4 protein-coding genes and 1 pseudogene are annotated in these 4,431 nt (G+C 63.5%); 3 read left to right on the top strand and 2 right to left on the bottom strand.

All coding sequences use genetic code 11. The annotated features are described in order from the left end of the window. The first annotated feature begins 387 nt into the window (after positions 1–387). From tnpA to tnpC, 3 genes and pseudogenes are all read left to right on the top strand, one after another. Positions 388–759: an IS66-like element accessory protein TnpA gene (tnpA, locus tag NEI07_RS15815; RefSeq protein WP_256035853.1), complete on the top strand. Its 372-nt coding sequence runs from the start codon at positions 388–390 to the stop codon at positions 757–759. After that, positions 756–1,049, top strand: coding sequence for an IS66 family insertion sequence element accessory protein TnpB (tnpB, locus tag NEI07_RS19775; RefSeq protein ID WP_407659923.1), 294 nt, complete (start codon positions 756–758; stop codon positions 1,047–1,049). The genes tnpA and tnpB overlap by 4 nt, the downstream gene beginning before the upstream one ends. Beyond that, positions 932–1,723 (top strand): annotated as a pseudogene (gene tnpC, locus NEI07_RS15805) (IS66 family transposase); the annotation flags it as partial. The gene tnpB and the pseudogene tnpC, both read left to right, overlap by 118 nt. Before the next feature lie 21 nt (positions 1,724–1,744). On the opposite strand, the gene NEI07_RS15800 reads toward tnpC, so the two are convergent. Further along, positions 1,745–3,814, bottom strand: a complete 2,070-nt coding sequence (locus NEI07_RS15800; protein WP_256035850.1) for a recombinase family protein — start codon at positions 3,812–3,814, stop codon at positions 1,745–1,747. Beyond that, entirely contained in the window at positions 3,801–4,010 is a 210-nt protein-coding gene (locus NEI07_RS15795) for a hypothetical protein (RefSeq protein ID WP_256035849.1), read from the bottom strand. The genes NEI07_RS15800 and NEI07_RS15795 overlap by 14 nt, the downstream gene beginning before the upstream one ends. Positions 4,011–4,431 lie beyond the last annotated feature (421 nt).

The following is a 4,431-nucleotide window of genomic DNA, read 5'->3' as shown; positions in this document are numbered from 1 at the left end:
TCGCGGAATGAAAGCCGTGCGCCCAATTCCGCCTGCACGCGCTCAAGCTCAGGGGTAGTTCGCCCCGCCATCAACGCCATCAATCGACTTGCAGGCGCCGCGTCATGCGGCGCCAAACAGCTACAGCGTCGAAATCGAGGCGCGCGGATCTGACAGAATCCCAGACAGCGTGTGAATGGAGCGCGTCCGATAATCATGGATGGCGCGCCGCCGCTGGCAGCCCGTGCATCCCCGGTCACGCATGCCGCATTGCTCGACCTGAAACTGCGTTTGTTCGGTATGCCTCCGCGGGGGGCCGCCTGGCGTTGATTGCGGTTTTTGAGATAGCTGCGTGACGGGTGGCGCGATGATCGTGTCCACTACTATTACAAGCGGACACTATCGCCGATGTCACGTAACGATGCCGATTCGCCGGCTCTCCGGCGCAGGCGCCGGTCCTGGTCTCTCGATGAGAAGCGCCGGATCGTCGACGAGAGCCTCGAGGATGGAGCTTCGATCGCCGAGGTTGCGCGACGGCACGACCTCAACACGAACCAGCTCTTCACCTGGCGTCGGCAGTTTGGCGTCGAGCTGGCCACGCCGCAGGAACGCGCACCGATCCTGCCCGTAACGATCACACCGGACGCGACGTCGGAATATTCCGCTCCAGGGTCGACCGGCCAGATGGAGATCGTGCTCGCCGAGGGGGATCGGATCATCGTGTGGGCCGATGTCGAGACAGCCGCGCTGTCGCGGGTCGTGAAGGCGCTGCGCCGATGATCCCGCTGCCGGCGGGCTGCCGGGTCTGGATCGCGACGGGCCACACGGACATGCGCCGCGGCATGCAGGGCTTGGCGCTTCAGGTTCAGGAGCAGCTGAAGCGCGATCCGCATGCTGGCGATCTCTATATCTTCCGAGGACGCCGTGGCGATCTCGCCAAAATCCTCTGGCACAGGCGGAGCGCTATGCGCTGGAGAGCGCGCCGATCGCGCTGTCGACAATGGCCGACGCGGTTGGCGCCGTCTGCGTGGCGCTCGATCCCCTCCGTCGCCTCATCGAGGCCCACGTAATGGCCGCCGAACGGTTGCACGGGGACGACACCACAGTGCCGGTGCTGGCGAAGGGCAAGACCGACACCGGGCGTTTCTGGGTTTATGTTCGCGATGACAGACCGTTCGGCGGCGCCGGGCCGCCGGCCGCGATCTTCTACTACTCGCGCGATCGGAAGGGCGAACATCCGCAAACCCATCTGGCGGGCTATGCCGGCATCCTGCAAGCCGACGCCTATGACGGCTACAACAAGCTTTATCTGGCGGACCGCAAACCGGGTCCGATCCAGGAGGCAGCCTGTTGGGTTCACGCACGCCGACCGTTCTTCGCCATGGCTGATCTCGAGGAGAATGCGCGTCGCAAGGCTTCCGGCAAGAAGGAGATACCGCTCTCGCCGATCGCGATCGAGGTTGTTCGTCGCATCGACGCGCTGTTTGCGATCGAGCGGGCGATCAACGGCAGGAGCCCTCAGGAGCGCGTTGCGGTTCGACATGCCTCGAGCCGCCCTCTTGTCGACGCACTCGAGACCTATATGCGCGAACAGCTTGCCCGGCTCTCGCGCGGGCATGATCTGGCCAAGGCGATCAACTACATGCTGAAGCGCTGGGCGGCCTTCACGCTGTTCCTTGACGATGGGCGCGTCTGCATGTCCAACAATGCCGCCGAGCGCGGATTGCGCGGCATCGCGACGGGGCTTTCATTGTGCACCACCTTTTCAAGTATCTGGAAACATTGGAAGTGTGTTTGCGGAATCTTCGCGACACGGGCGACCTTTCCGGGCGATCGCCGTGCTGACGGCTTCGGAATGCAAGTCGCTCGAACGGATTTGATGCGGCGCGTCCGGCACAACCTGCACGGCGGGCAGCACGCCCGCTTTGATAAGGCGGCGGATCGTATAGCTGGAGACCCCGAGAGCGGTCGCCGCGTCCCGCATCGTCAGCCATTCTCCGTCCTTTTCCGCGGAGAGATAGGCATGGATTCCATGGACCCTCCGCAGCGATCCGACGCGGTGCGCCGTCCACGTTTTGCCTTGGCCCGTTCGCGTGCCCATCCGATTGAGCGTCGCGGCGATATGCTCATCGGACCATCGCGCCGCCATGCTGCGGATCACCGCCAAGGCTTCGTCCGGGGTTCGGCAGCCATGCTCGCCGCTCTTGGGCTTTCGGACCCGGAGTTGCGAGTGTTGTCCGCCGCGCCAGTGGATCGTCAGGATAACGTCTCGAGCAGCTTCATCGACGTCGGCGATGATGTCGACGACGAGAGCGCGCAGGAGTTGCTGGCGCGCCCGCATCGAAACATTGGGCGAGCTCCATGCCGTTTCCAAATCCGTGGCGAGTCCAGTGAAGTCAGCAGTGTCGGTTGACCGCGGCACCTCGGGCGTCTTCGGCTCGAGACGGGCCTGACAAGCCTCGACGCGGCGCAGCGCTGTTTCCCAGCTCTTCTCCAATTGCGCTGCGATCAATCGATTGTCTGGATCGCAGGCGGCATAGCGACGCTCGGCCAATGAGGCGTCGTAGCGGGCCTGTTGCAGGTCCAGCTCCAAGATGCGGCGGCGGTCGTTCACCTTCTCCATGCGTAAACGTTCCGCTTCCCGGGCGGCCTCGATCGCGAACGGCTCGACTGCGCGCAGAAGCTCCCGAGTAACGGCGGCTTCGATGCGCGAACTCCCAAACGTGAGGCAGCGGGGGGAGCCGAGCATGATGTTTGGGCTGTCGCAGCGATAAGCGAGCCCCGAACGGCCGTAGTAGGCGACCTTGAGGCGACGGCCGCATCGCGCGCAGGTGAGCAGGCCGACCAAAAGCGCCTGTCCCCCACGGCCGGACTTGGCCTCGCCGATCCGGCTAAAGGAGTTCGCCGCGAGCTGCTTTTGGTTCCGCTCGAACTCGGCCCAGTCGATATAGCCTTCATGGTGATCCTTGAGGACGACTTCCCATTCTTCGAACGGCCTGCCATGCCCGTAGGTCTTCTGCGCGCGCCCATCGACGATCGCGGTGCGATGCTCGGTCTTTCCGTAGATATAGGCACCAGCATAGAATGGATTCTTGAGGACTGAAATGACGTTGCGATAGCGAATCGGCGTCCAGTCGAAGGCGATCATTCGCTTCCCATCGGACGGACGAGGAAAATGAAGCTGCTCCGCCGTCAACGACAACAGAACCTGCCGTGCGCTCCCCAGCTCGCGAAATCTCGCGAAGATGAGACGGATCGCCTCCCGGAGCCGCAGATCCGGGTCGAATCCCAATCCCATCTCGCGATCCCAGACGTAGCCCACAGGCACGCTGATCCGCAACTCGCCGCGTCGGGCTTTGGAACGCGCAGCGTCGTACATGCGGGCGCGCAGGACGCCCAGCTCGAACTCGCTGATGCTGCCTTTCATTCCCAGCAGCAGACGATCGTTCGGGCGGCACGGATCATATACGCCATCGAGATCGATGACGCGTGCGCCGACAAGACCGCAAAGCTCGAGCAGATGATGCCAGTCCCGTCCGTTGCGGGCGAGCCGAGAAGCGTCGAAACACAACACGGCGCCGACCTCGCCGGCGCAAATCCAGGCCACCAGTCGATCAAATCCAGGTCGCGCCATCGTCCCGCTTGCGGAGCGACCGAGATCGTCGTCGATGACCTCGACGTCGCTGAAGCCATGGCGGCGCGCTTCGTCTACCAGATCATACTGCCGTCGTTGGCTCTCAAGATTGATCTGGACCTGCGTCTGCGTCGATTGCCTGACGTATACGACAGCTTTTCGCTTCAGGACCGTCGCCGGAAGGAGGTCAGCGCTCGTCATCGCTGTTCTCCTCGTCCGCCGCTTCTCCTGTGTTTCCCGCCGCCTCCATCAGGAGGTTGGCCAGGCTCGCGACGATCTTCAAGCGCTCTGTCGCGTGCATCAGCCACGACTGCGGCTGCTCGAACCCGATCACGAGCTGGCGCGCCGCCGCCAGCCGCGACGGCATTGCTTCGACGGGCTTTTGCAGGTGCTTCATTTTGCTCCTCCTTGGCGAATCGAACATCGCCTGGGGAGCTTCGCCGAAAACCGCGTTCGATGAGGAGATGACCGAGTTCTGATAGCGCCGCGACATCAACCTGCGGCGCGCCGAGCGTCATGTCGGCGCAGGCGACTGGATCCAACATCCAGCTCGGCAACACGACGACCACGCCGGGGGCGGATTCGACGTAGCTCAGCCGAACGCCGGCTCGCACCTCATCATAGTGCAAAGGAACCCGCCGGCCGTACAGCGCATGCCAGCGATAATGAACCTCGACTTCGCTCCCAACACGGGCAGAATGAACGGGTGATTGCTTTGGGAAGAAAGTCGTGGTTGTTCTGCGGATCGGATCGCGGCGGACAGCGCGCCGCGGCCATGTACGGCCTCATCGTGACGGCGTTATGCCGAGCGCGGCATA

It is taken from the genome of Methylocystis suflitae (genome assembly GCF_024448135.1).
In the GTDB taxonomy this organism is placed as follows: Bacteria; Pseudomonadota; Alphaproteobacteria; order Rhizobiales; family Beijerinckiaceae; genus Methylocystis; species Methylocystis suflitae.
The sequence above is the reverse complement of the archived record's forward strand: the minus strand, read 5'-3'. Positions and strand labels throughout refer to the sequence as shown.

What these genes read in the sequence shown, in the direction of transcription:
- NEI07_RS15800 (WP_256035850.1), bottom strand. Translation starts at nt 3,814, where the DNA reads ATGACGAGCGCTGACCTCCTTCCGGCGACGGTCCTGAAGCGAAAAGCT.
- tnpA (WP_256035853.1), top strand. Translation starts at nt 388, where the DNA reads ATGTCACGTAACGATGCCGATTCGCCGGCTCTCCGGCGCAGGCGCCGG.
- tnpB (WP_407659923.1), top strand. Translation starts at nt 756, where the DNA reads ATGATCCCGCTGCCGGCGGGCTGCCGGGTCTGGATCGCGACGGGCCAC.
- NEI07_RS15795 (WP_256035849.1), bottom strand. Translation starts at nt 4,010, where the DNA reads ATGAAGCACCTGCAAAAGCCCGTCGAAGCAATGCCGTCGCGGCTGGCG.